We start from the raw sequence: 23,704 nt of genomic DNA on the forward strand, positions 1-23,704 counted from the left end.
CTTCCAGATCCGGAAGCTGGGCTTTTACCAATTTGGCATAACTTTCATTGGTTACTATGTAAATGTTTTCTTTGGGACACACTTTCAGAAAGCGTTCGTAGGTGTTTTGTATTAATGTTTTGCCGGTTCCTAATATATCGATAAACTGTTTGGGATGCGAAGCACGGCTTATCGGCCAAAAACGGCTGCCTATTCCGCCTGCCATGATAATGGCATAGTAATTTTTGTTCATGTGTAATTTTAAGAATTTTTATTTGGTTTGCCCGTCGCAAAAATGTAGAATAATCTGTTAATTATACATTAAATGAAACTAAATAATTTGATAACAATTTAAATACAGCAACTAAACAAATTGTTTTTCATTTAATAATCATATTACTTTAAAATTTAAAAGTAAATCCATCGTTTATTCATAAAATTTTGTTACTTTAAACTTTTAAATTGACTTTAGATTATTTAAGATAATGATAGAAACTAAGAAGTCGCTATTCGATAACCTCCAGAACTTTTTTGGATTTGATAACTTTAAGGGGGAACAGGAAGCGATAATAACCAACATTCTGGCTGGTAATGATACCTTCGTAATCATGCCGACGGGTGGTGGTAAATCAATGTGTTACCAATTGCCCGCTTTAATGAGCGATGGCACCGCGATAGTAATTTCACCACTGATTGCGCTGATGAAAAATCAGGTAGATCAGCTAAGGGCCTTTGGCGGCTCAGATAGTATAGCCCACTTTTTAAATTCATCCCTTACAAAAGCAGATATAGGACGTGTTAAGGAAGACGTTTTAGCCGGAAAAACCAAACTATTATATGTGGCCCCGGAATCGTTAACCAAACAGGAAAACATTGATTTTTTACGCCTTAACCAGGTATCATTTGTGGCAGTTGACGAAGCGCATTGCATTTCGGAATGGGGGCATGATTTCAGGCCAGAATATCGCAAGATCAGGCAGGTGATCAGTAACATTGGTGATAACATACCAATTATTGCGTTAACAGCTACGGCCACACCAAAAGTTCAGCAGGATATTCAGAAAAACCTGCAGATGAATAATGCCACAATCTATAAATCATCATTTAACCGCTCAAACCTTTTTTACGAAGTACGTGCCAAACGGAACGTGATTAAAGAGATTGTAAAGTTTGTAAAGCAAAACCAGGGCAAATCGGGCATTATCTATTGCCTTAGCCGCAAAAAGGTAGAGGAAGTAGCCGAGGCGCTTAACCTTAATGGTGTAAAGGCTTTACCATACCACGCAGGTTTAGACCCTAAGGTGCGTGCCGATACGCAAGACAAATTCCTGATGGAGGATGTAGACGTTATTGTGGCTACCATCGCCTTCGGTATGGGTATTGATAAACCCGATGTAAGGTATGTGATTCACCACGACGTACCGAAGAGCATGGAAGGTTACTACCAGGAAACCGGCAGGGCCGGCCGTGATGGCGGTGAAGGTGTTTGCGTAGCTTTTTATTCTGAAAAGGATATCGATAAACTTCAAAAGTTTATGAAGGATAAGCCGGTTGCTGAACGCGAGATAGGCACCCAGATTTTAAAGGAAGTGATTGACTATTGCGAATCATCGGTTTGCCGCCGTAAGCAGTTGCTGCATTATTTTGGTGAAAACTTTAATGAAGCCGGCTGTAATAATATGTGCGATAACTGCTGCGGTCATAAAGAGCATTTTGACGGAGAGGAACATCTGCACAAAGCGCTAAGCCTGATTAAACATATAGGAGAGAAATTTGACGATACCTACATCATTAGTATACTGATGGGTGAGGACAACGCACAAATAAAGAATTACGAACACGATTTGCTTGACTATTATGGTTCGGGAAAAGAGCAGGGTAAAAACCTGTGGAATTCTTTATTAAGGCAGGCATTGCTGAACAATTATCTTTCAAAAGACATTGATCAGTATGGTTTGCTGCGGTTAACCAAATTGGGTAATTCCTTTATCGAGAACCCTCACAGTATCCGCTTTGTGATGAACCACATCATAGAGGGCACTGACGACGATGATGACGCTGATGGCCCTAAACAGGGCGGAGGTGCCCTGGATACCCAGTTGCTTCAGATGCTGAAAGACCTGCGTAAAAAGCTGGCAAAACAAAAAGGACTACCACCATTCGTTATCTTCCAGGATCCGTCATTGGAAGAAATGTGTACGCATTACCCAATCAACACCGAAGAGCTAAAACAGATCTCGGGCGTAGGTGCAGGTAAAGCCCTTAAATTTGGTAAACCATTTACAGATCTGATTCAGAAATATGTGGAAGATAATGATATCGACCGTCCGGTTGATATGGTGATCAAAAGTGCCGCTAACAAATCGGCGCTTAAGGTTTTCATTATCCAGAATATAGATCGCCACTTAAACCTGGATGATATTGCCGCCTCAAAAGGACTTACCTATGAGGAGATCCTGAAGGAGGTTGAAACCATCGTTAATTCAGGAACCAAACTTAACCTTAATTATTATATTGATGAGGTGATAGACGAGGACAAACAAGAAGAAGTGTTCGATTATTTCCGTACGGCTGAGGCTGATTCTATCGATGATGCCCTTGCCGAATTAGGTAATGATGACTATACCCGCGAAGAAGTACAATTGATGAGGATAAAATTCCTATCAGAAATGGGAAATTAACAATCATCATTAAATATAAAAGGCCTTTGAAATTAATCCAAAGGCCTTTTTATTTTATAAATAGTTTATTCATTTTCACTATGGATCCTTATATAGTCAGCAAACTCTGTATTTTGCAAATCTTTAATAATAATTGCCTTTGCAATATCGAAATCGATAACAAAACAACAAACTTCCATAGTTCCGCTGCCAATACTTCCGCCATCACAATGCCCAAGTCCCGTCCAGCCTAAAGTGCCATCCATTTTTTGTTGTAACCTGGTCCTTTTGGCAACATCATCTGGTGTTCCCATACCATCTACTTTAAATTCGATTATCAGGGTGTATTGCTCATCAATATCTATTTGCTGATATCCGTTGGCAATCATATTGTCAATTTCTTGTTGTATTTGCTTGGTGTGACTTGAAAAGAGTTTGGATTTAACTTCTTTATTTTGCCCTTGCGTGCCAACAATACCCCAGTGTACGATACCTGTTTTTTCATTTTTATTCCAGGTTTCCCAGTAATGAATTTCGTCGTTTACTTTTTTATATAGCTTAAGCATAAAAAAATATAGTAATATTTTTAAGTCTCATTTAAAATCAAGATAGTCAAGATTCATGTTGCCATTAGTCCTGCATTTTATTTTGCCAGGGTTTACCGGTATCTGATACCTGGAATATAAAAGTACTGCAAGATAAAGCAATGGCGAACAATGATAATAAGAAGATTTTCACAATTGAGCTTATTGTTAGTTATACTAAGGTAATAAAACCAACTATAATGCTTTAACAACAAATACCTATTTCGCTATGATCATAAACTCTGTCCTCCTGTTCAATGCCTTTTCTTCATCTGTGGTGTTTGGTGCAATAGGTTGCGTTTCACCATATCCTTTAAAAACAAGACGGCCTGCTGCTATGCCATTAGCTACCAGGTACCGATAAACCGACCTGGCCCTGTTTTCGGACAGTGTTTGGTTAAACTGAATGGCGCCTACATTATCCGTGTGCCCGGATATTTCAACACGTACCGTTGGGTTTACATTTAAAAACTCTATCAGTTTAGTTAATTCGGCTTTCGACTCGTCCTGCAGGTCGAATTTGTTGGTATCGAAAAAGATGTTCTTTAATATTACTTTGTTGCCAACCTCAATAGGAGATAACAAGGCTTTGATATGAAAAGGTTTCTGCTCTTTATATCCTATCAATGAAAAGTTTTCAGAATAAAACAGGTACCCACTTTTTGAGATATTTAAGCCATAGTTTTTGCCCGAAGTGAGGGTTGCCAAAAAGTCACCTTCATCTATACTACTATAGTCCTGGTAAACAGGGAGGTTACTTTGCAGGTCAATGATCTCAACGGCCGCCTCCAGCGGTTCTTTGGTTTTAGCGTCGTTTACATTCCCTTTTACGTAAGTTACAATGTGCGGTCGTAAATTTGCAGGCAATTCAAATGTATAAATGTCATATCCTCCATAACCATTCAGGTTATCTGAGGCAAAAAAGGCATAATTCCCATAAGCAGTAAGTGTTAGCCCGTTCTCATCACCATTAGTGTTAATGGGATAGCCAAGATTCGCCGGCTTTTGCCATTTCCCATCTTTACCCAAACGACTTACAAAAAGATCTTTATTGCCCAATCCGGGCCAGCCGTTTGAGCCAAAATAAAGTGTACTATCATCTGCATGAATAAATGGCGACTGTTCATCATAAGCCGTATTAATATTGGGGCCAAGATTTTCGGGTTCGCCCCAGCCTTTATCGGTTAAGGTTGATCTCCAAATGTCATAGCCCCCATATCCGCCTTTTTTATTACTTACAAAGTAAAGTGTACGTCCGTCGGCACTTATAGATGGCTGCGATTCCCACCCCGAAGTATTTACCGGGCTATTTAAATCAAAGGGTTTACCCCAGTCATCACCTTTTTTTTGTGCTATATAAATATCGCAACGGCCGCGACCGTCAGGGCGGTTGCATCCTGTAAAAAATAAAAATTTACCATCCTGCGATATAGATTGTGCACCTTCGTTATATCTATCCGTATTTATCTGATCGCTAAGATAAGTAGCTGTATCCCATTTGCCATTAGCTTTCAGGCTTTTGTAAAAATCTTCATTATTGTTAATCTTCCTGGTAAATATCAGCATGCCTTCATCCGCTGTTGCAACAGGCAGGTATTCGTCATTAGCGGTGTTAATATTGGCCCCCATATTAACAGGCTTAAAAGGTACGGGGTGCTGTATGGCCTCAATACTAAACTTAGCATCAGCCAGTAGTTTTTGAGCTAACGCGTTGTTTTGTGGTGTAATATCCGGGTAAGTAAGGTATTTTTCAAGATGTTGCTGAGCCTGTTGATATTTAGCTTCGTAAATCTCTGTCTCGCCTATTTTGAGGTAGACAGATCTGTTAAAACCAGGATTAATCTCAATTACTTTAAGATATTGTACGATAGCTTGTTTATACAGGTGCCGCATTCGCAAAACATCGCCTAATAGCGCACGTGCTTCAATGAATTTTGAATCTTCACTTATAGCTTTTTGAAGATTTTCAATAGCCTCATTGTAAACATGCTCATCAAGATTTTGGTTGGCAATGGAAAAATACTTTATGGCATCACTATTTTTAGTAGAGTACTGCCTTTGCTGGGACCATGCAGTAACAGAAAGGAAAAATAACAAGGCCGAGACAATTAAAATTCTCATCCGTTTTGGTACAATAATTTATAACGTAAGTTACAAATATTACGGAATATTCAAATATTTATGCGTTTGCAATGATATTTCCCACTGCGGATTATTCATTACATAATCAACTATAAGCGGGGTCATTTCTTTCGACTTCGACCATTCGGGCTGTAAATACAACTTACAATCAGGAGAGACCATTTTGGCATGATATTCTGCCCAAACAAAATCCGATTTATTGAATACGATCACCTTTAATTCATGCGCATTTTCGGCTACGTGAGGTATGGGGGCTTTGAATTTTTTTGGAGAAAGGCAGATCCAGTCCCAATCACCAGACAGGGGATAAGCACCTGAAGTTTCAATAAAGGTTTTTATACCGCGCTCATGCAGTTGAGTGGTTAAATAATCAAGATTATATATCAGTGGTTCGCCGCCGGTAACTACAACAGCTTTTGACGGATGTTTAGCCGCGTTGGTCACTATCGTGTCGGATGCGGTAAGCGGATGCAGTTCTGCATCCCAACTTTCTTTTACGTCGCACCAGTGGCAGCCTACATCGCATCCGCCCAGGCGTATAAAATATGCAGCTTTACCTGTATTATATCCTTCGCCCTGTATCGTGTAAAATTCTTCCATTAAAGGAAGCAGCGTGCCATCGTCTGGAATTTGGTGTGCCATAATATTTTGCAAAAGTACCTAAATAAGCCGAAAGCATAAAGCTGAATGGTAAACACAGCGTAAAACCTTTAAACATTTTGTTCTTTTGACTATCATTGTTTAATTATTAGCAATAATTTATATTTAAGTGCCTGTAACTGTGGGAATAATAGGTTTTGAATTGTAAATTAGCGTCATGAAACCTTAACTAACTTTTAAAATCCTTTAGCGCAATGAAAAAACTTTACTTTCCGATTATTTTTTTAGCCGTGCTATGTTTAAGTTCCTGTGTAGATATTGTGGAGCGTTATAACTTTAAAAGTGATGGCAGTTGTGTTGTGGCATATGGGTTTGATATGAGCAAAGCGGTTTCTGTTTTGGTAAATCTTGTGTCCGATTCGGTAAAAGAAACACCCCAGTTTAGTTTGGTTAAGGATACTACGCTCAATTTTTATAGTGCCATGCCCGATAGCACACAGCAAAAAATGAACGCTGCCGAAATAGAGCTGGCAAAAAGCAGTGATTTGACGGTGAATATGAATCTGAAAAAGAGCATCATGAAAGTGGCAATTAATCACACTGCAAAAAATGCAGCCGATCTTAAATATTATCTTCAAAATGTGTCGAAGATTGCGCTTAACAGCCAGATCAGCGCTTTTTCAAACAATCCTAAAACAAATAAGGCCCTTGACGCTAAACAGATGGTAGTAGGACAGGATTATTATTCGTACGATATAACTCCACATAAATTTTACCGGATAGTTGATAAAGCTAAGTTCAACGCTTTTTTAAAGAAAACACAATCAACCTTTATGATGGCCAAAGCTATGCTGATAGATATGCCCTATAAAGTGATACTCAATTTTGCGAAGCCGATAAAAAAACTCAATAACTCAAAAGCAGTGCTCTCTGCCGACAGGCGAAGTGTTACGCTGGTTACCAATATGGATGAGGTGATTAAAAACCCATCAGTTATGAACCTGAAGATTGATTTTTAATCGTCGATAGTAAGCTTTTCTCTATAATTAATGAAATCTGAGCTGGATCTTCTTATCGACCTACTTGAAGCTGAAAAACAATCACTCGAATCGTTAATAAAGGCAAATCTCGACGAACACGAATATCTAAACGTTCATCATTATGGCGAGGCGCTAATCAGAATTAACGGCCAATTGTATATGCTCAATTGCTTTAAAGACCCGTTTTACGATAGAGAACAACGGTTTGAACGAATGCTAAATTTCGCCAAGCTTGATCAACAATCTTACTTTAAAACATTTTGGGAAGAAAGAATTGCTACTGAAAAAGAGGAAATTCAACAATTACGAAGCAAAACCGCCACTTATTTTAATGATACTCAGGAAATAGACGATGCGTTGTTTAAACTATTTGAAAGTAAGTATAATAGATTTCGTCTTCATTTTGCTCACAGAGGAGAACCGTTTTATATTGAATTTAGAATGGAAAACGAGCAAATACTAAATATATCTGTGGAATTAAACARCATCGTAAATAATGAAGATCCTGATGACTTAGAAATAAATCAAGTTCATTTATTCAAAAACTTGGGATTTAAACTGAATAGCCAGGCTGGCTTGTTAATATATAGATATGATATGGAAGGTTTTAAAGATGCTATAGCGATTAAAAGAATATTAGCCCGGATTATATATGATATTGGTTATTGGGGTGATGAAAAACAAGCAAAGCTGGAATATTTTTATTAATAATGAAGTGGTATAAAACCGACATACAAAATACCAGTGAACCCTTCATTAAAAAAGTCCAGGCAGGCAGAAAAAGCATATGCCTTATTGGTTTTGAGGGCGAAATATATGCAATAGCAGCTACTTGTCCGCATGCTGGTTTTGACCTGAGTGAAGGGTTATGTGTTAAAGGGAAAATTGTTTGTCCTTATCATCGTTACACCTACAATTTGGCCACCGGAAAAGGAGGGGAAGGGCAGAATGATTTTGTAGAAACTTATGAGGTTGATATTAGAGAAAATGATATTTATGTTCGTATCAGTTCCGTTTGGGACAAAATAAAGCAGGCATTTAAATAATTGTTGTTGATTGGGTTAAAATATTAAACTACTTAACCCAATCAATCACCAGCTTAACTATACACCTCTTTATTTGCCGAAGCCAAAGTGTTTTTCAACAAGCCAATAATGGTCATTAAACCTACACCACCCGGTACCGGGGTTATCCATGACGCTTTGGGTGCCACATTTTCAAAATCAACATCTCCATACAGCTTAAAGCCAGATTTTGTTAGGGCGGATGTTTCACGGTTCATACCTACATCTATAACTACCACACCATCTTTAACCATATCGGCAGTAATGAAATTCTTTTTACCAATTGCTACAATCAGGATATCTGCATCTAACGTGAATTTTTTAATATCGGGTGTACGGCTGTGGCAAATGGTAACTGTACAGTTGCCCGGTGTTGTATTACGGGCCATTAAGATACTCATAGGCGAGCCTACAATATTGCTCCTGCCAACTACTACGCAATGCTTGCCAACGGTATCAATGCCATATTCCTTAAGCATCAGGGTGATACCATAGGGCGTAGCTGGTATAAATGAGGGCAGGTTGCGTTGCATACGCCCTAAATTTACCGGGTGAAAGCCATCCACATCTTTGCGGTGGTCGATACGCTCAGTTACTTTTTCAGGGTCGATGTGTTTGGGTAGGGGGAGTTGTACAATAATACCGTCGATATCGCTGTCGGCATTCAATTCTTCTACTTTTTTTAGTAGTTCATCTTCGGTAACCGTATCCTCAAAGCGCACCAAGGTCGATTTAAAACCTACTTTTTCACAATTTTTGATCTTGCTGGCCACATAGGTTTCGCTGCCACCATCATGGCCAACCAAAACGGCCACCAAATGCGGCTGTCTGCCTGTTTCTGCCAAAATTTTAGCTGCCGCTTCGGCTATTTCAATCTTAAGTTTTTCTGATACGTATTTTCCGTCGAGTAATTGCATTTTATCGAAGATATGAGATATGAGATATGAGATATGAGAAAGGTTTAAGAGTTTTAATCTCAAATCTCATATCTAAATTAATCTAATTTCAAAACCGCCATAAACGCCGATTGTGGTATCTCTACGTTCCCAACCTGGCGCATGCGTTTTTTACCTTTTTTCTGTTTTTCCAATAGTTTACGCTTACGGGAAATATCACCGCCATAACATTTGGCGGTAACATCTTTACGCAAGGCTTTAACTGTTTCGCGGGCGATGATCTTGGCACCTATGGAAGCCTGTATAATGATCTCAAACTGCTGGCGGGGAATAAGCTCCTTCAGTTTTTCGCAGATCTTTTTACCAAAATCATAGGAGTTACCTCTGAATATCAATGATGATAATGCATCAACAGGCTCGGCATTTAAACGGATATCCAAACGCACCAGGTCCGACTGGCGGTAACCTATCTGGTGATAGTCAAATGATGCATACCCCTTTGAAATGGTTTTTAGCTTATCATAAAAATCAAATACGATCTCGCCCATTGGCAGTTCAAATACCAGTTCCACACGATCGGAAGTCAGGTACGACTGGTTGACTATAGAACCACGTTTTTGGATACAAAGCGACATTACCGGCCCAACATAATCAGATTTGGTAATGATAGTTGCCTTAATATATGGCTCCTCAACAAAATCTATTTTACTTGGATCGGGCAGATCTGATGGATTATTTACGATGATTGGTTCGCCTTTGGTTGTATAAGCGATGTAGGATACGTTGGGAACAGTGGTGATCACCGTCATATCAAACTCACGCTCCAGCCGCTCCTGGATGATCTCCATGTGCAACATGCCCAAAAATCCGCAACGGAAACCAAACCCCAATGCTGCCGATGACTCCGGTTCAAAAACCAGCGAGGCATCATTCAGTTGCAGTTTGGCCATCGATTCGCGTAGTTCTTCGTATTCATCGGTGTCAACAGGGTAAATACCGGCAAATACCATTGGCTTCACTTCTTCAAAACCCTGGATGCCGCTTTCGCACGGACGGTCAACACGGGTAATGGTATCACCCACTTTCACCTCACGAGCCTCTTTTATACCAGATATTATATATCCCACATCTCCCGTTTTGATTACATCGCGGGGCGATTGCTTTAACTTTAATGTGCCAACCTCATCGGCTATATATTGCTTTTCGGTAGCAAAGAATTTTACTTTATCATTTTTACGGATCTCGCCGTTTACCACCTTGAAATAAGCCACAATACCGCGAAAGGAGTTATAAACCGAATCAAAGATCAGGGCCTGTAAAGGCGCTTCGGGATCACCAACAGGAGCAGGTACCCTTTCAACAATTGCTCGCAAAATATCGTGAACACCCATTCCTGTTTTACCGGATGCGGCAAGAATTTCTTCACGTTTGCAACCAATCAGTTCAACTATCTGGTCTTTAACTTCCTCGGGCATGGCGCCGGGTAAGTCCATTTTATTTAGTACCGGGATAATTTCCAGGTCATTCTCCAAAGCCAGGTACAGGTTGGATATGGTTTGCGCCTGTATTCCCTGCGCAGCATCAACAATAAGCAAAGCCCCTTCACAGGCCGCTATTGAGCGCGAAACTTCGTATGAAAAATCTACGTGCCCTGGTGTATCTATCAGGTTGAGGATATATTTTTGTCCATCAAGCTCATAATCCATTTGTATGGCGTGGCTTTTTATGGTGATGCCCCGCTCGCGTTCCAGGTCCATATCGTCAAGCAATTGCGCCTGCGATTCGCGTTGGGTTATAGTGTTAGTGTATTCTAATAACCTATCGGCAAGTGTGCTCTTGCCGTGGTCGATATGTGCGATGATACAAAAATTACGAATATGCTCCATTGAACCGCAAAAATAACTTTTTAAACTGATAATTGTATAAGGCTAATAAATTAACTATTGGGTTTGTAAATTAATCATTTGAACAAAATGCCCATCGCGAATAAAATGATTCATGATATTGAAACCAAACTGGGTACCAGTATATTAAAAGTGATACCGGTGAGTGGTGGGAGTATTAACAAAGTTTATCGCCTGCAAACAGCAACAAAAAGGTTCCTTTTAAAGGTTAATAGCTTACGTGATTATCCTGGTATGTTTAAACTTGAGCAGGAGGGATTGGCTGCTATCAGATCAACCCAAAGCATTGCTGTACCCGATGTAATACTACAGGGTGAAACAGAAGCCGAGAGTTATTTAGTAATGCAATGGATAGAACCGGGCCTCAGCACCCGCAAATCATCTCAAAAATTAGGAGAACTGTTGGCCCAAATGCATAGCCATACCTGGGAATATTTTGGTTTTACTACCGATAATTACATGGGATCGTTAACGCAAAGCAATACGAAGCATAGCACCTGGGCGACTTTTTTTGTTGAGGAACGACTTAAGCCCATGATAAAAATTGGTTTTGAAAAACAACGATTAAGCAGTAACGATATACAATTATTTGAAAAACTATATCAAAAACTCCCCGGTCTTTTTACTGAAGAACCGCCTGCTTTAGTACACGGCGATCTTTGGAGCGGCAATTACTTAATTGATACAAATGAACGTCCTTACCTTATAGATCCCGCAGTTTGCTATTGTAACAGGGAGTTTGATATTGCTATGACCACCTTGTTTGGAGGTTTTGATTCAGTTTTCTATGAAGCCTATGATAGCACTTTTCCGTTACAAAAAAGTTGGAAGCAACGGCTTAAGATCTGGAACCTGTACCCATTATTATTGCATGTTAATCTTTTTGGAGATAATTATATCAATCAGGTGCGTACTACTTTGTCGGCGTTGGTTTAATAATTTTACTGTGTTACACCTTCAACAAAAACGGGGGTCTCTGTAACATTTACAGACAACTTACCGGCAACAGTATTAACGGTAGTTGTTGCAGCTTTATCAGATCCTGCTTTTAAAGTATAAATATTGGCTTTGGCAGTACCCAGGTCAAGAATATAAGTTGCCGTGCGGTTTTTTTGGTCGGGTATGGTTAACACATACATTTTTTTGGAACCGGAAATATATTTATCCACCAGGGGATCGGTATTAATGGTTGACCGATAAGTATAACTGCCCATTAGTTTATTGGTTTGCAAAATATAATCAGCCGCAGGTCGGCGTTTTCCATCCTCTGCAAGACCCGATGTTGCGTACTGTACATTTGCATTTGGGGTATCATCTAATAGCTGATAGTAAAATACTCTTTTAATTCCGAGCCTGATGTATAGTAATGATGTTCTAAGTATCCAGTCGGCCTGCGTTTCCAAAACCGTCTTATTGCCAACTGGTATTGCTTTTTGGTAACTATGCTGGTTAATATCATAGCCAGTTTCGGTTACCCAAACTTCAGGAGGTTTTTGTAGCGAATAAGCAAGTTTAACAAAGGAACCCGCTACATTACCCGCCATGGATAGCTCTGGTGCTATACCCGTTTTAGCGCCTTTATGCGTTAAAATATTACCATCATTATTATAAAAGTGATAGTTAATCACGTCAAAACATAAATTAATACTGCCATCGGCATTATATCCCCTGTTTGTTTTACACCACTCTATTATTCTTTTTACAAAATCAACGTTGCAGGTTGCAAGGCCGCCTATTACCACCTGCATGCCAGGGTCTGCGGTTTTTACACCCACATTGTTGCCTAACCTGCCTTTATTACCATCGTAAAAAGCTGATAGGTTGGCTGCATACTCTTCGGGAGTCTGCTTAGTTGCAGGGCCTTTCCACCATTTATCCCACTCATTGCCACATTCAATATATTTTATTAAGCCCAATCCTATTTTAACAACATTGGGTGGGTCGTTTATCCAACGGGGGATAGGGTTTACTTTAACCAATCCCGGGGCAACCGCCGTATTGTACCCATACCTTGCGGCAAACTGAAAAGCAGCCCGCCCCTGGTCAATATACGATGCAGGATCACTTTTGTCCTGCCCATAAGGTATCGGTACATTTTCATTATCCAGCATATTTGGCGGATAGGTACTTACCAACCAGGTGGGGCAGTTTTTCATATCTGCTAAAACCAAAATACCTTCCTGTTTGCAGCGTGTATAGATAAGATCATAATCCCAGCCGCCATTGTTGGTAGGGTTAAATGTATAATCTCCTTTACTGTTTTCCAGCTTGTTCCAGTTCATGTAATGCCTAACGGCACTAAACGACTTAATAACAGACATATTCGCTTCATAAATGGTGCTTTTAAGGTTCACATTAGCCGGATCCTGAAGGAAATTCCATTCATAAGAATTTACACCAAACATGTTTTTTAATGGGGTAGGGTTTGCAAGGATAACACTATTAAGCGCAGCGTTGCCTACTGTTGTAGTATCCCTTATGCTGCTTGCATCGGATTTTGCTTTATCTTGCCGGCAGTCATTAAAAAACATGCCGGTAATTGCTATAACAGTAAAGAATTTAAAATGATAAAACATATTTATCTTTCATGTCAATTTTGTGCTTAAACTTCACAATGTTATAAACAAATATAAAAATATAATACAAAGTCTATTCAAGTCAGAATAAGTATAATATCCGGAAGTAATCTCCAATATTTAATCAAACGATAAATACAGTAGATATTATTTTATTTTAACGTAGGTTTCAATAATTTCGTGGTCAATTTTAAGGCTGTCAATCTTTTCTATACCACTTTGTACAAGTGTGTCATTCTTAAATAGCACGGTGAATTTAAAATCTCTGTTTTCCCATTCGCGGGCATCACAATATACTAAATGTTCCTGGTAATTGCTTCCCGATAAAATGTAAGTACCACTACCTGAGCTGTAAACTGGCTTGGCGGTTTTGCCATGTGCCAAATCATGTGTAAAGAAAGCAAAATGGGTACTATTGAAAATTTTAACCATTTCCTCGTCTTTAGACGGTGTTGTTACAACTGTATCGCCTTTGGTAATGCTTTTACTTGATATTAAATGCCATGTACCAACAAGCGGCTGGTCGGATTTGATTTCCTTTTGAGTGCAGGATGATAAAATAAAGGCACAAATTAAAGCTGAATAAAGAATTTTCATAATTTATGATACGGTTTCCACAATAATAACCATTTTGTTGTAAACAAAAAAGCGATCTGCTTTTGCAAATCGCTTAAAATACAATACCAGTATTTATTCTCCTCTTTTTAAGCCAAACTTCTCGATTTTACTATAAAGGTGGCTGCGTTGAATATCTATATCATCTGCAGTTTTTGATACGTTCCAGTTGTTTTTTTCCAGCTTGAATTTGATGTACTCACGTTCAGCAAAATCTTTATACTCCTGAAAATTATTGAACTGATCAAAATCTGTTTGAGGGGCCGTATTGTTGCCTGCTACGGTTGTAGCCGGTGTAGAGGGATTGGCAAATGCCCGCACATCATTATCGGTTATGGTTTTATCACTTAAAATAATTAAACGTTCTACCATGTTTCTTAACTCACGAATGTTGCCCGTCCACGGTAAAGCTTTAAGGGCTTCAAGTGCCGACTCAGATATTTTTTTAACCGGCATCCCGTATTCATTACAGATTTCATCCAGGAAGCTTTGTGTAAGCAAGCCTATATCATCTTTACGATCAACCAATGGTGGTACATGAATTAATATAACACTTAAGCGATGGTAAAGGTCCATACGGAAATTACCTGCTTCAATCTCCTTTAACAGGTCTTTGTTTGTTGCCGCTATAACGCGTACATCAACATCAATTTCTTTTTCGCCGCCAACACGGGTAATTTTACTTTCTTGCAACGCCCGCAATACTTTGGCCTGAGCCGATTGGCTCATATCGCCAATTTCATCAAGAAAAAGTGTACCGCCGTTTGCCGATTCAAATTTACCTATGCGTTGTTTGATAGCAGATGTAAATGAGCCTTTCTCGTGTCCGAACAATTCGCTCTCAATTAATTCTGATGGGATAGCAGCACAATTCACCTCAATTATAGGTGCATTTGCACGGTGCGACTTTTCGTGCAGCCAACGTGCAACCAACTCTTTACCGCTACCGTTTGCTCCGGTAACAAGAACACGCGCATCTGTTGGGGCAACACGGTCAATAGTTTCTTTTATTTTTTGAATAGCCTGTGAGTTACCTAAAATAGGACGAACCTTAGATACTTTACGTTTTAATACCTTAGCTTCAACTACCAGGCTTCCCCTGTCAAGGGCGTTACGAACCGTAATGAGCAGGCGGTTTAAATCAGGAGGTTTCGATATAAAATCAAAAGCACCTTTTCTGCTGGCTTCAACAGCTGTTTCAACCGTGCCATGGCCGCTTATCATGATAAAAGGCAGGTCGGGTTTCAGTGCCAAACCCTCGGTTAATACTTCCATGCCATCCATGCGATTCATTTTTATATCGCAAAGTATCAGGTCAAAATCCTTTTTTTCTATCAGTTGTAAACCATCTACACCGTTATCTACATCCTCAACTTCGTAATCCTCATATTCCAGGATCTCGCGCAAAGTGCTGCGAATGGCCCGTTCATCATCTATAATTAAAATTTTTGCCATGTTTTATATATGTAATAGGTAGTAATGTACTTGGTGCTAATATATAAGATTTGTATAGAAAAATAAACACTTTTGCTTTTAACAAAAATAACCCCTTCCTGTTTCCAGGAAAGGGGCATTTTATCAGCAGCAAATCTGTAAGCCGGGTTCTGTATTGCCCGGAGGGGCAACTTCTATCATTAATCTGGCCCTGCCATTGCTGACAGGTTTAAACAACCTACCCATCTTAACGGCCCCGACAAGTCGGGACACGGGAGCGAGCAGCTCCGCTTTCAAGACCTATTTGGTTTTTCAACTCCTGAGGTTTACCGTCATCCCCGGTCGCCCGGTTATGCCGTGAGCTCTTACCTCACGTTTTCACCCTTACCCCGGTCAAAAACCGTGGCGGTATTATTTCTGTGGCACTTTGCTGTCGTCGGCTGCCGACGCCTTCCCGTTAGGAAGCAGGATGCTCTGCGTTGCCCGGACTTTCCTCCGCTAAACAAGTTAGCAGCGATAGAACGTTTTGCGAAAGTAAAGGTAAGAAAATTTGTTTGAGTTGGGGTTACGGTTATGTGGAGCGCAGTGTGGATACTTTGTTATGAAAATCAAGGCTTTAGACTCAGCCCGAACCCGATCACCGGCATTTTTTCAGATCACTTTCAACCGTTTGCAAGTTAATAGTTGTCATTTTATTACCAAATGAGTTGGTAACGTAAGTTAGTACTTTTGCAATTTCAATAGGGGCGAGGTCATCAGCCGGCATCTCACCCTCAAACTCGCGACCGTTTATAATAATTTTACCTTTAAGCCCATTTTTAAGGAAACAGGCTAATAAAGCTCTATTATTTTTAAGATAAGCAACATCTGTAAGCGGCGGGATCAATGCCTGCAGGCCTTCACCTTTTGAACCATGACAGTTTTGACAATGAGTTTGATAAATAGCACTTCCGCCGGAATAATAACGATAAAATTCAACCTGCTCATCGCTTTGGCAGGAAACAACCAACACGGTTAAAAGTAAAAAAATACCACTTATCAGCTTTAATTTCATTTGGTAGCTGCCTGCTCAGGTTCGGCCTTTAGGATTTTTATGTCGGCAATTAATTTATCCACTTCTTTGGGGTCGGTACCTTCATAGGTTCCCCGGATGCGTTTTTGTTTATCTATCAGTATAAAAAAGCCATCGTGGATGAATTGCCCTGCCGGATTTTTTTCCTGTACGGTTTGCAGGTAGCTTTTGGCAATATTATAGGTGTCACCTTTGTTGCCGTGCAAAAGCCACCAGCAATTTCCGGTTATGCCCATTTTATCGGCATAACGCTTTAATACCGGTATGGTGTCATATTTAGGGTCGATAGTATGCGATATAATGCGAAAGTCTCCATCATCCTTAAACTCCTTATACACGTTAAGCATATTACGGTGCATTACCGGGCAAATAGAAGGGCAGGTGGTAAAGAAAAAGTCGGCAACATAAATTTTGTCATCAAGGTTTTTAGCAGTTATCGTATCTGCGTATTGGTTAACAAACTTAAAATCGGGTATAGTTGCGTATGCTGTATCGGTAACCGTTTTACCATTTACAATTTTTGTAACCGGTTCCCTGTTTCCCAAAATCGGGAGCTTACCTTGTTTTGATCCACAAGAATTAAAAAGCGCTATAAGCATAACGCCGAATAACATTTTCTGCATTATTTTTTATATTGATTAAGGTATTTATCGGATTCGTTTATCGCTGAATTTATCTGAGAATCTATAGCAGTGATCTTCTTTTTTTGATTGCTGAGGTAATCAATTATTTCCTGGTGCGATTTTCCTTTATTCTCTACATCAAATTTATGCATCCAATCGCTCATGGCGCTATCGGCATCATCAACCAGTTTAAGGCAGACTTTTGCCGAATCTTTAATGTCGGGTATATTTTTAACCATGCTATCAAGTAACATTTTATTTTTCATCAAGTGTTCGTCATTAGCCATCACCTTGTCATGCACGGCAATCACGCTGTCTAATAATAATTTTTCCTGCCTTTTATTATCGGCACATCCCAGTAAAATGGTAAGGCTTAATACAATCCCAATATATTTTTTCATGGTCGCGTTTTGTATTGGCAAATATTGTAAATAAACCTATTAATGTTAGCTATTCAGTTGCCTTAAATAATAAACATAATCGGTAATGGGCAAGGTTTCGGTGCCGGTAAGCTTCAATTGCTGGCCGGCCTGCGCCCGCGTATGAGTACCATGATTTATTACATGTGTTAGAATGTCGCTTACCGAAGTTTGGTTACCGCCCAGGGCGTTTTGGTAAATGATAACTTTGTTCAAATCTGCTTCGGTAATTCGCTCCAAAAAACCCAGCCACTCTTCATGATATTCATTTACCAGGTGAGTACAATGCTCAATGGTAAAATCCTTCGGCCATAATTCGGCATTGGGATAAGGTTCTACTTCATTTATCCTGTCCAGCCAGCGGCGTTCGGCGGCAAGCAAATGCGCCATCAATTTTATAGCCCCCCTGGTATTGTCGGCTTCTGTAATTGCTTTTAATAAAGCACGATTAGCAAACTGGGCGTAATTGAACATTTTTATAAAATAGCTTTTCATAAACACTAATGTATGGACACTAATTTCACGAATTAAAACGAATTCCACGAATTATTTGAGAACTGGATTTTTGAAAATTGGGATCCCATTTGTGAAATTCCCGTTTACTTCATTTAACGATTTGATAATATAGTTGTTACAATTAAATCACATCGGTATGGTACCTTTAATTAAATAAAAAATAACGACATGAAAATCTTCAGCATTTTTTCAAATCTTATTAGTGGTTTACGCGAGTGGATAATGTTAAGGAGTGTGAAATCGTCTTTCATACATTAATATTTTGAATTTTATACCCTGCTTTCGTAAATATTATTGCAATTTTGGACCCTTGTTGTCCATTTAATGAAATCTACACATCAGTACGTATCTTTGAACAGAGAATCTTTCGGCTCCGATTTTGCCTGGGGTGTGTCAACTGCCGCCTTTCAGATTGAGGGGGCTAACGATGCTGATGGTAAGGGCGAATCTGTGTGGGATAACTTTACTGCCAAAAAAGGTAAAATTTTAAATGCAGACCATGCCCGTACTGCCTGCGATTTTTATAATCGGTATGAAGAGGATATCGACCTCATCAAACAACTTAACATACCAAATTTTCGTTTCTCTATATCCTGGGCCCGTGTGCTGCCCAATGGTACCGGTCAAATAAACCAGGCTGGAATTGATTATTATAACCGCGTTATAAATTATTGCCTTGAACAAGGAATAGAACCATGGGTAACTATTTACCATTGGGATTTGCCGCATGCGCTTGAGCAAAAAGGTGGCTGGACTAACCGCGAAGTTATCAAATGGTTTAGTGAGTTTGTTACCCTTTGCGCAAACAGCTTTGGCGACCGGGTGAAAAACTGGATGGTTATGAACGAACCTATGGTTTTTACAGGTGCCGGCTACTTTTTTGGCATTCACGCACCGGGGCGTACCGGTATGAAGAATTTTTTGCCGACCATACATCACGTTGTTTTAAGTATTGCAGCCGGTGCCAGAATTTTACGTAGGTTATTACCCGAAGTGCAAATTGGAAACACGTTTTCCTGTTCGCAAATTGAAGCATTAACTGATAAGCCACGGGATGTTGCAGCCGCCGTTAGGACTGATGCCTTAATAAACCGTTTATTTATTGAACCGCTTTTAGGTATGGGCTATCCGGTTAAAGATCTGCCGGTATTAAAAAATCTGCAAAAATACATTTTGCCAGGCGATGAGGATAACATGCATTTTGATTTCGATTTTATAGGCGTCCAGAATTATACGCGTGAAATTGTTAAATATTCATTTTTTACTCCATATATAAGCGCCCGTATTGTTAAGGCCGAAGATCGTAAGGTTGAATTAACCGCGATGCGCTGGGAGGTACATCCACCATCTATTTATCACATGATAAAAAAGTTTGATGCCTATCCGAAGGTAAAAAACATTATTATAACCGAGAATGGCTCGGCATTCCCCGATGAAGTAACTGATGATGAGGTATATGACCCCAAGCGTTTGCAATATTTAAAGGATTACCTGGACCAGGTTTTAAAGGCAAAGAATGAGGGCGGTAATGTTAATGGCTATTTTGTTTGGACGTTAACTGATAACTTTGAGTGGGCAGAAGGATACCACCCCCGCTTTGGCTTAATTCATGTTGACCATGAGACGCAAAAACGCACTATAAAATTATCCGGAAAATGGTTTTCCAGATTTTTAAGAGAAACCAGGAAAGAAAAAGAACTTACTTTGGAAGCAAAAACTAAAGTGTAGCAGGAATTTACTTAAAGGCATCCTCTCCTGTAATGTCCATCCCGGTAATCAATAAGTGAATATCATGTGTACCCTCATAGGTAATTACCGATTCTAAATTCATCATATGCCTCATAATAGGGTATTCGCCGGTAATACCCATACCACCCAGTATTTGCCTGGCTTCACGTGCTATGTTAATGGCAGTTTCAACGCTGTTACGCTTGGCCATTGATATTTGTGCCGCGGTTGCCCGGTTTTCGTTTTTAAGCATCCCTAAACGCCAAACCAATAACTGAGCCTTGGTAATCTCGGTAATCATTTCGGCCAGTTTTTTTTGTTGTAATTGAAAAGCGGCTATTGGCTTACCAAATTGAACCCGCTGTTTAGCATAACGCAGGGCTGTATCATAACAATCCATAGCCGCACCAAGGGCACCCCACGCTATTCCGTAACGCGCCTGGTTAAGGCAGCCAAGCGGACCTTTTAAGCCTGTAACATTGGGTAAAACATTTGCTTTTGGAACTTTAACATTATCAAAAACCAATTCGCCGGTGGCAGATGCCCTTAACGACCATTTATTATGTGTAGTAGGGGTTGTAAATCCTTCCATGCCGCGTTCAACAATTAGTCCGCGTACTTTTTTATTTTCATCCCTTGCCCAAACAATAGCAATATCGGCAAACGGTGCGTTGGAGATCCACATCTTGGCACCGTTCAGTATATAATGATCGCCCGCGTCTTTAATATTAGTGGTCATGCCACCCGGGTTTGAACCATGATCAGGCTCGGTAAGGCCAAAACAGCCCATTATTTCCCCGGATGCCAGTTTGGGTAGATATTTTTTACGTTGCTCCTCAGAACCGTAAGCATAAATAGGATACATCACCAGTGAGCCCTGTACAGATGAGGCCGAACGGATTCCCGAATCTCCCCGCTCAATTTCCTGCATGATTATTCCATAAGCCATATAATCCAATCCGGCGCCGCCATACTCAACCGGTATAGTCGGCCCAAATGCACCAATCCCGGCCAGTCCTTTTACCAGCTGCATCGGGAACTCTGCCTTTTGGGCGTAATCTTCAATTATAGGGCTCAATTCTTTCTTCACCCAGTCGCGTACCGATGAGCGGATCAACTTATGTTCATCGGTAAGTAATTCATCCAATTGATAATAATCGGGCGATTCGTACAGGTCTGTTTTAGCCATAATTTTATACTTGGTGGGCAAATATATATCATTTAATGTTGACTTAAACCAATCAAAATCGCTGTTTTTGGATACCAGAAGCCACTTTATATCAAAAACTATGTTTAAATTGTTTAAACATAGTTTTTGTGTTTATTATTTTTTTTAAAAATACCAGGTATTCCAAATAACTGCGGCGGAATGAATTTAAAAGTATTGTTGCTATTCTCTTTTCTTTAGCTAAATAGCGCCAGGAATGGTTGGATGAAACTTGATAACCCAATCAAAACCGCTACTTTTGAAATATGATAACTATTGCCTTACAGGATGCAGAGTTTTTTGCATACCATGGATTTTATCCGGAAGAACAAAAAATAGGCTGCCGGTTTTTGGTAGATATTGAGGTAGGTTTTGTACCCCAAACAGATCCTGCAGCAGATGAACTTAAGCATACAGTTGATTATGAAAAGGTATATTACATAGCCTGTGAAGAAATGAAATATCCACGCAAACTGATTGAAACAGTGGGGCAGGCTATAATGGAAAGAATCCAAAAGAAATATCCTTATGTAGAAACTATTTCCGTAACTATAAAAAAAATAAATCCACCACTATTGGGTAGGGTTAGCCATTCTGCAGTTACTATAAATTACAGCAAACGGTAATATGGAATACAATAAAATTTCTTTGCCAATATTAGCGGCCATTAAAACTATTGTTGGCGCCGAAGCTGTTATAACTCAACAGGCTGACCTGGAAAAATATAGTCACGATGAAACAGAAGACCTGGTTTATTACCCCGAGGTTGCTGTAAAACCCCAAACGCCGGAGCAGGTTTCTGCATTAATGAAACTTTGTAATGAAAACCTTATCCCAATTACACCACGTGGCGCCGGTACCGGCTTAAGCGGTGGGGCTTTACCCGTAAAAGGCGGTTTAATGATTGCGATGGAACGCTTTAATAAAGTACTCGAGATAGATGAGCAAAACTTGCAGGCTACTGTTGAACCGGGCGTTGTTACCGAAGAATTTATGAACCTGGTTGCTGCAAAGGGGCTGTTTTATCCTGTAGATCCGGCCAGCAAGGGCAGTTGTTTTATTGGCGGCAATGTATCCCATGGTTCTGGCGGCCCAAGGGTGGTAAAGTATGGCACCATACGCGAATATATCCTAAACCTGCAGGTAGTACTACCATCGGGCGAGATCATCTGGACAGGGGCTAATACACTAAAATATGCATCCGGTTATAACCTTACCCAATTGTTCATAGGCTCGGAAGGTACGCTGGGTATTATCACCAAAATTGTGGTAAAACTAATTCCGCTGCCAACGCTGGATGCGTTGATGCTGGCTTCTTTCGCTACCAACGAAGACGCCTGTACTGCTGTATCAGCTATTTTTCGGGCTGGTATTACACCTTCGGCCCTTGAGTTTATGGAACGCAGGGGGGTAGAGTGGGTTATGGAGTATAACGATATTGCTTTTAACCTGCAGGATGAAATCCAGGCCTTTTTGCTGATTGAGGTTGATGGTAATAACCAGGATGTGATATTTGCCGATTGCGAAAAGATCAACGCTGTTTTAGAGGCTCACAACTGCAAAGATGTACTTTTTGCCGATTCATCTGCACAAAAGGAAGAATTATGGCGTATGCGTAGCACCATGGGGGTATCGGTAAAATCTAATTCGGTTTATAAAGAAGAAGATACCGTTGTACCGCGGGCTGCACTGCCTCAATTGATAAAGGGAATAAAAGAAACAGGTAGCAAATATGGCTTTGAATCGGTATGTTATGGCCATGCGGGCGATGGTAACCTGCATGTAAATATAATCAAAGCTAACATGAGCGATGAAGACTGGAGTAGCAAACTTAAATCAGGTATAAAAGAAATCTTTGAACTCACGGTAAGTTTAGGGGGCACCCTTTCCGGCGAACACGGTATTGGCCTGGTGCAAAGAGAATTTATGCCGATAAAATATTCGGAAACTCATTTCGCTTTGTGGCGGGGAATTAAGAATGTGTTTGATCCGAAGGGCATCTTAAATCCGGGGAAGATATTTTGATTTGAAAATTCGAAGATTTGAGAATTTGAAAATGAAGGGCCGCTATTTGGATCAAATCATTTTCAAATCTTTAAATTCTCAAATTTTCAAATTAATTCGTATTCAATATCAACCTTGGCTCATCATATGCAATCATACTTCGGCGTTCATCGGGCGGGATGGATACCGATTTGTTGGCCGCATAATCATAGCTAATGCAAACCGTTTTGCCGGTTGTAACAATCTCTTCGCCCTGTGGGGTTATTTTCACCAATACGTGCATTACATCAAAGCTGCTGTTGCCTATGCGTATAGTGCGCACATAACAGGCTATTTTATCCTGAACGGTAATTTGTTTAAGATAGTTGATCTCTGAGCGGCCGATGATGATGCCGACATTATTCCAATCCCAGCCGATAGCATCTTTCCAATAGTTGGTGCGGGCAATTTCGAAGTAAGTTAAATACACCGCATTATTAACATGCCCAAGGGAATCTATATCCGAAAAACGGATGGGTATGTCTGTTCTGAATTTGTAATCAGTAAGTTTTTCAGCCATTTATGTCAATTTGTCTGTATAAATTTCTTAATCACGACAAGTTGTCGTGTAATTTATCTATTTTATCTGTTGGTATAACAGT

23 protein-coding genes and 1 other RNA gene are annotated in these 23,704 nt (G+C 39.9%); 8 read left to right on the forward strand and 16 right to left on the reverse strand.

Annotated features, from left to right (window positions below; all coding sequences use genetic code 11):
- Window positions 1-232: sugar phosphate nucleotidyltransferase (locus AC1DQW_RS25575; protein ID WP_477456644.1), on the reverse strand; the 232-nt coding region annotated here is incomplete at its 3' end.
- A 235-nt stretch (window positions 233-467) separates the two neighbouring features.
- Here AC1DQW_RS25575 and recQ point away from each other — a divergent pair.
- A complete protein-coding gene (gene recQ / locus AC1DQW_RS25580; RefSeq protein WP_477456663.1) occupies window positions 468-2,660 on the forward strand; it encodes a DNA helicase RecQ in 2,193 nt (730 codons plus the stop codon).
- A 65-nt stretch (window positions 2,661-2,725) separates the two neighbouring features.
- On the opposite strand, the gene AC1DQW_RS25585 is transcribed toward recQ, so the two are convergent.
- The 3 genes from AC1DQW_RS25585 to AC1DQW_RS25595 all read right to left on the reverse strand — a co-directional run bounded on the left by AC1DQW_RS25585 (window position 2,726) and on the right by AC1DQW_RS25595 (window position 6,007).
- Window positions 2,726-3,205 carry a hypothetical protein gene (locus AC1DQW_RS25585; RefSeq protein ID WP_477456645.1) on the reverse strand — a complete coding sequence of 160 codons (480 nt, stop codon included), beginning with the start codon at window positions 3,203-3,205 and terminating at the stop codon, window positions 2,726-2,728.
- Window positions 3,206-3,442: 237 nt separating this feature from the next.
- On the reverse strand, window positions 3,443-5,344 hold the full coding sequence (locus AC1DQW_RS25590; RefSeq protein WP_477456646.1) for an OmpA family protein: 1,902 nt from the start codon (window positions 5,342-5,344) through the stop codon (window positions 3,443-3,445).
- Between the two features lie 39 nt (window positions 5,345-5,383).
- Window positions 5,384-6,007, reverse strand: a complete 624-nt coding sequence (locus AC1DQW_RS25595; RefSeq protein ID WP_477406967.1) for a 7-carboxy-7-deazaguanine synthase QueE — start codon at window positions 6,005-6,007, stop codon at window positions 5,384-5,386.
- Between the two features lie 212 nt (window positions 6,008-6,219).
- Here AC1DQW_RS25595 and AC1DQW_RS25600 point away from each other — a divergent pair, with 212 nt between their 5' ends.
- Genes AC1DQW_RS25600 through AC1DQW_RS25610 form a run of 3 tightly spaced genes read left to right on the forward strand, consistent with a single transcriptional unit; the run spans window position 6,220 to window position 8,051 of the window.
- Window positions 6,220-6,984 (forward strand): hypothetical protein, encoded by a 765-nt coding sequence (locus AC1DQW_RS25600; protein WP_477456647.1) that lies wholly within the window; start codon window positions 6,220-6,222, stop codon window positions 6,982-6,984.
- A gap of 30 nt (window positions 6,985-7,014) precedes the next feature.
- Complete coding sequence (locus tag AC1DQW_RS25605) at window positions 7,015-7,713, forward strand: hypothetical protein (RefSeq protein ID WP_477456648.1); 699 nt, start codon at window positions 7,015-7,017, stop codon at window positions 7,711-7,713.
- A 2-nt stretch (window positions 7,714-7,715) separates the two neighbouring features.
- Window positions 7,716-8,051: a Rieske (2Fe-2S) protein gene (locus AC1DQW_RS25610; RefSeq protein WP_477456649.1), complete on the forward strand. Its 336-nt coding sequence runs from the start codon at window positions 7,716-7,718 to the stop codon at window positions 8,049-8,051.
- Window positions 8,052-8,104: 53 nt separating this feature from the next.
- Here the strand turns inward: AC1DQW_RS25610 and AC1DQW_RS25615 are convergent, their stop codons facing one another.
- Both AC1DQW_RS25615 and lepA read right to left on the reverse strand, forming a co-directional pair.
- On the reverse strand, window positions 8,105-8,986 hold the full coding sequence (locus AC1DQW_RS25615; protein WP_477420675.1) for a bifunctional 5,10-methylenetetrahydrofolate dehydrogenase/5,10-methenyltetrahydrofolate cyclohydrolase: 882 nt from the start codon (window positions 8,984-8,986) through the stop codon (window positions 8,105-8,107).
- Between the two features lie 77 nt (window positions 8,987-9,063).
- Complete coding sequence (gene lepA, locus AC1DQW_RS25620) at window positions 9,064-10,851, reverse strand: translation elongation factor 4 (RefSeq protein WP_477420676.1); 1,788 nt, start codon at window positions 10,849-10,851, stop codon at window positions 9,064-9,066.
- Between the two features lie 87 nt (window positions 10,852-10,938).
- Here lepA and AC1DQW_RS25625 point away from each other — a divergent pair, with 87 nt between their 5' ends.
- On the forward strand, window positions 10,939-11,805 hold the full coding sequence (locus tag AC1DQW_RS25625; protein WP_477456650.1) for a fructosamine kinase family protein: 867 nt from the start codon (window positions 10,939-10,941) through the stop codon (window positions 11,803-11,805).
- A 5-nt stretch (window positions 11,806-11,810) separates the two neighbouring features.
- Here the strand turns inward: AC1DQW_RS25625 and AC1DQW_RS25630 are convergent, their stop codons facing one another.
- From AC1DQW_RS25630 to AC1DQW_RS25665, 8 genes are all read right to left on the reverse strand, one after another.
- Window positions 11,811-13,445 carry a hypothetical protein gene (locus tag AC1DQW_RS25630; RefSeq protein ID WP_477456651.1) on the reverse strand — a complete coding sequence of 545 codons (1,635 nt, stop codon included), beginning with the start codon at window positions 13,443-13,445 and terminating at the stop codon, window positions 11,811-11,813.
- Window positions 13,446-13,592: 147 nt separating this feature from the next.
- The gene (locus AC1DQW_RS25635; protein WP_477456652.1) at window positions 13,593-14,042 is read right to left on the reverse strand and encodes a hypothetical protein; all 450 of its coding nucleotides are present in this window, start codon (window positions 14,040-14,042) and stop codon (window positions 13,593-13,595) included.
- 93 nt (window positions 14,043-14,135) lie between these two features.
- Window positions 14,136-15,515 carry a sigma-54-dependent transcriptional regulator gene (locus AC1DQW_RS25640; RefSeq protein WP_477456653.1) on the reverse strand — a complete coding sequence of 460 codons (1,380 nt, stop codon included), beginning with the start codon at window positions 15,513-15,515 and terminating at the stop codon, window positions 14,136-14,138.
- Window positions 15,516-15,637: 122 nt separating this feature from the next.
- Window positions 15,638-16,027, reverse strand: an RNA gene (gene rnpB, locus AC1DQW_RS25645) — RNase P RNA component class A.
- A gap of 104 nt (window positions 16,028-16,131) precedes the next feature.
- Window positions 16,132-16,548, reverse strand: a complete 417-nt coding sequence (locus AC1DQW_RS25650) for a c-type cytochrome (RefSeq protein ID WP_477456654.1) — start codon at window positions 16,546-16,548, stop codon at window positions 16,132-16,134.
- Window positions 16,545-17,189, reverse strand: a complete 645-nt coding sequence (locus AC1DQW_RS25655) for an SCO family protein (RefSeq protein ID WP_477456655.1) — start codon at window positions 17,187-17,189, stop codon at window positions 16,545-16,547. Before AC1DQW_RS25655 ends, AC1DQW_RS25650 begins: the two co-directional genes overlap by 4 nt.
- On the reverse strand, window positions 17,189-17,590 hold the full coding sequence (locus AC1DQW_RS25660; protein WP_477456656.1) for a hypothetical protein: 402 nt from the start codon (window positions 17,588-17,590) through the stop codon (window positions 17,189-17,191). Before AC1DQW_RS25660 ends, AC1DQW_RS25655 begins: the two co-directional genes overlap by 1 nt.
- Before the next feature lie 45 nt (window positions 17,591-17,635).
- A complete protein-coding gene (locus tag AC1DQW_RS25665) occupies window positions 17,636-18,103 on the reverse strand; it encodes a DinB family protein (RefSeq protein ID WP_477456657.1) in 468 nt (155 codons plus the stop codon).
- Between the two features lie 345 nt (window positions 18,104-18,448).
- Here AC1DQW_RS25665 and AC1DQW_RS25670 point away from each other — a divergent pair, with 345 nt between their 5' ends.
- On the forward strand, window positions 18,449-19,852 hold the full coding sequence (locus AC1DQW_RS25670; protein ID WP_477456658.1) for a GH1 family beta-glucosidase: 1,404 nt from the start codon (window positions 18,449-18,451) through the stop codon (window positions 19,850-19,852).
- A gap of 7 nt (window positions 19,853-19,859) precedes the next feature.
- On the opposite strand, the gene AC1DQW_RS25675 is transcribed toward AC1DQW_RS25670, so the two are convergent.
- A complete protein-coding gene (locus AC1DQW_RS25675) occupies window positions 19,860-21,041 on the reverse strand; it encodes an acyl-CoA dehydrogenase family protein (protein WP_477456659.1) in 1,182 nt (393 codons plus the stop codon).
- A 284-nt stretch (window positions 21,042-21,325) separates the two neighbouring features.
- Between AC1DQW_RS25675 and folB the strand changes: the two genes are divergently transcribed.
- Both folB and AC1DQW_RS25685 read left to right on the forward strand, forming a co-directional pair.
- Window positions 21,326-21,685: a dihydroneopterin aldolase gene (gene folB, locus AC1DQW_RS25680; RefSeq protein ID WP_477456660.1), complete on the forward strand. Its 360-nt coding sequence runs from the start codon at window positions 21,326-21,328 to the stop codon at window positions 21,683-21,685.
- 1 nt (window position 21,686) lies between these two features.
- Window positions 21,687-23,084: an FAD-binding oxidoreductase gene (locus tag AC1DQW_RS25685; protein WP_477456661.1), complete on the forward strand. Its 1,398-nt coding sequence runs from the start codon at window positions 21,687-21,689 to the stop codon at window positions 23,082-23,084.
- 91 nt (window positions 23,085-23,175) lie between these two features.
- Here the strand turns inward: AC1DQW_RS25685 and AC1DQW_RS25690 are convergent, their stop codons facing one another.
- Window positions 23,176-23,622 (reverse strand): acyl-CoA thioesterase, encoded by a 447-nt coding sequence (locus AC1DQW_RS25690; RefSeq protein ID WP_477456662.1) that lies wholly within the window; start codon window positions 23,620-23,622, stop codon window positions 23,176-23,178.
- Window positions 23,623-23,704 lie beyond the last annotated feature (82 nt).

The organism is Mucilaginibacter sp. P5_A4 (genome assembly GCF_056400605.1).

Bases quoted from the DNA above. Each gene is read 5' to 3' on its own strand.
- AC1DQW_RS25585 (WP_477456645.1), bottom strand. From the start codon at position 3,205: ATGCTTAAGCTATATAAAAAAGTAAACGACGAAATTCATTACTGGGAA.
- AC1DQW_RS25590 (WP_477456646.1), bottom strand. From the start codon at position 5,344: ATGAGAATTTTAATTGTCTCGGCCTTGTTATTTTTCCTTTCTGTTACT.
- AC1DQW_RS25595 (WP_477406967.1), bottom strand. From the start codon at position 6,007: ATGGCACACCAAATTCCAGACGATGGCACGCTGCTTCCTTTAATGGAA.
- AC1DQW_RS25600 (WP_477456647.1), top strand. From the start codon at position 6,220: ATGAAAAAACTTTACTTTCCGATTATTTTTTTAGCCGTGCTATGTTTA.
- AC1DQW_RS25610 (WP_477456649.1), top strand. From the start codon at position 7,716: ATGAAGTGGTATAAAACCGACATACAAAATACCAGTGAACCCTTCATT.
- AC1DQW_RS25615 (WP_477420675.1), bottom strand. From the start codon at position 8,986: ATGCAATTACTCGACGGAAAATACGTATCAGAAAAACTTAAGATTGAA.
- lepA (WP_477420676.1), bottom strand. From the start codon at position 10,851: ATGGAGCATATTCGTAATTTTTGTATCATCGCACATATCGACCACGGC.
- AC1DQW_RS25625 (WP_477456650.1), top strand. From the start codon at position 10,939: ATGCCCATCGCGAATAAAATGATTCATGATATTGAAACCAAACTGGGT.
- AC1DQW_RS25630 (WP_477456651.1), bottom strand. From the start codon at position 13,445: ATGTTTTATCATTTTAAATTCTTTACTGTTATAGCAATTACCGGCATG.
- AC1DQW_RS25635 (WP_477456652.1), bottom strand. From the start codon at position 14,042: ATGAAAATTCTTTATTCAGCTTTAATTTGTGCCTTTATTTTATCATCC.
- AC1DQW_RS25640 (WP_477456653.1), bottom strand. From the start codon at position 15,515: ATGGCAAAAATTTTAATTATAGATGATGAACGGGCCATTCGCAGCACT.
- AC1DQW_RS25650 (WP_477456654.1), bottom strand. From the start codon at position 16,548: ATGAAATTAAAGCTGATAAGTGGTATTTTTTTACTTTTAACCGTGTTG.
- AC1DQW_RS25655 (WP_477456655.1), bottom strand. From the start codon at position 17,189: ATGCAGAAAATGTTATTCGGCGTTATGCTTATAGCGCTTTTTAATTCT.
- AC1DQW_RS25660 (WP_477456656.1), bottom strand. From the start codon at position 17,590: ATGAAAAAATATATTGGGATTGTATTAAGCCTTACCATTTTACTGGGA.
- AC1DQW_RS25665 (WP_477456657.1), bottom strand. From the start codon at position 18,103: ATGAAAAGCTATTTTATAAAAATGTTCAATTACGCCCAGTTTGCTAAT.
- AC1DQW_RS25670 (WP_477456658.1), top strand. From the start codon at position 18,449: ATGAAATCTACACATCAGTACGTATCTTTGAACAGAGAATCTTTCGGC.
- AC1DQW_RS25675 (WP_477456659.1), bottom strand. From the start codon at position 21,041: ATGGCTAAAACAGACCTGTACGAATCGCCCGATTATTATCAATTGGAT.
- folB (WP_477456660.1), top strand. From the start codon at position 21,326: ATGATAACTATTGCCTTACAGGATGCAGAGTTTTTTGCATACCATGGA.
- AC1DQW_RS25685 (WP_477456661.1), top strand. From the start codon at position 21,687: ATGGAATACAATAAAATTTCTTTGCCAATATTAGCGGCCATTAAAACT.
- AC1DQW_RS25690 (WP_477456662.1), bottom strand. From the start codon at position 23,622: ATGGCTGAAAAACTTACTGATTACAAATTCAGAACAGACATACCCATC.